Here is a 1,522-nt window from a genome sequence, read left to right as displayed (position 1 = left end):
TGGCTTATTACGCCGCAACAAAGAAAATGCGGATGATAAAATTGCCCGCATGAAAGAAGTAGGCGAAGAAATCCTTGTTTTAGACAAAAAACTTGCTAAATTGGATGAGCAAGTGACTTACATTATGGATCGTTTACCAAACTTACCACATGATTCAGTACCAGTTGGTGCCGATGAAGATGACAACGTTGAAGTGCGACGATGGAGCCAAGCCCCTGAGTTTGATTTTGAACCAAAAGCGCACTACGAAATTGGTGAAGAATTAGGTATTTTAGACTTTGAACGTGGAGCTAAAGTTTCAGGTGCGAGATTCTTATACTATCGTGGTTTAGGTGCCCGTTTGGAGCGTGCTGTTTATAACTTTATGTTAGACCAACACCAAGAAGAAGGTTACGAGGAAATCATTCCTCCTTACTTAGTGAACGACAAAGCTATGTACGGTACTGGTCAATTCCCTAAATTTACTGAAGATGTTTTCTCTACAACGAATGAAGATCGCCACTTAACATTGATCCCAACAGCAGAAGTACCATTAACCAATTATTTTGCAAATGAAATTATTCCTGGAGAAGATTTACCTATCTATTTCACCGCCATGTCACCAAGTTTCCGTTCAGAAGCAGGATCTGCTGGTCGCGATACACGTGGTTTAATTCGTCTACACCAATTCCAAAAAGTAGAGATGGTGAAGTTTGCTCGACCTGAAGATTCATATGACGAATTAGAAAAAATGGTGAATAATGCCGAAAATATCCTACAAAAATTAAACTTACCATATCGTGTAATGACATTATCTACTGGTGATATGGGGTTCTCAGCTGCTAAAACTTATGACTTAGAAGTATGGGTACCAGCGCAAGAAACATACCGTGAAATTTCTTCATGTTCAAACACTGAAGCCTTCCAAGCGCGTCGTGCTTTAATCCGTTTCCGTAACGCAAACGGTAAACCTGAATATGTGCATACATTAAATGGTTCTGGTTTAGCTGTTGGGCGTACAGTAACAGCTATTTTAGAAAACTATCAAAACGCAGATGGTTCAGTAACAATCCCTGAAGCGTTAGTACCTTACATGGGTGGTATTACAGAAATCACAAAAGAAAATGCTTCTGGCGTTTCAAAATTAAAATAATGTAATACAATAGAGGTGGATTAATTTTTTAAATTTAACGAAAGGGGCAATTAGGATGTCTAAAGAAACAGCAGTGTTTGCCGGCGGATGTTTTTGGTGTATGGTTCAACCATTCGAAGAAATGGATGGTATTGAAAAAGTTACATCAGGATACACTGGCGGACACAAAGAAAATCCTACATATGAAGAAGTTTGCTCGGGCACAACCGGTCATACAGAAGCAGTTGAGATTGAATTTGATAATGAAAAAATAAGCTATTCAGAATTGCTAGATATTTATTGGCAACAAACAGACCCAACAGATGCAATGGGGCAATTTGTTGATCGTGGGGATTCTTATCGACCAGAAATCTTTGTGAACAGCGAAGAACAGGCTAAAGCAGCAATGGA

2 protein-coding genes are annotated in these 1,522 nt (G+C 39.1%); both read left to right on the top strand.

Going from position 1 to position 1,522, the window contains the following annotated elements; translation table 11 throughout:
* A partial coding sequence (serS, locus tag ACRCJ0_RS13820; protein ID WP_431390806.1) for a serine--tRNA ligase occupies nucleotides 1–1,132 on the top strand: 1,132 nt, incomplete at its 5' end.
* Between the two features lie 55 nt (nucleotides 1,133–1,187).
* Nucleotides 1,188–1,522, top strand: a 335-nt coding sequence (gene msrA / locus ACRCJ0_RS13815; protein ID WP_431390804.1) for a peptide-methionine (S)-S-oxide reductase MsrA, incomplete at its 3' end; no start/stop codon positions are given.

This window comes from Aerococcus sp. L_32 (genome assembly GCF_050689315.1).
The sequence above is the reverse complement of the archived record's forward strand: the minus strand, read 5'-3'. Positions and strand labels throughout refer to the sequence as shown.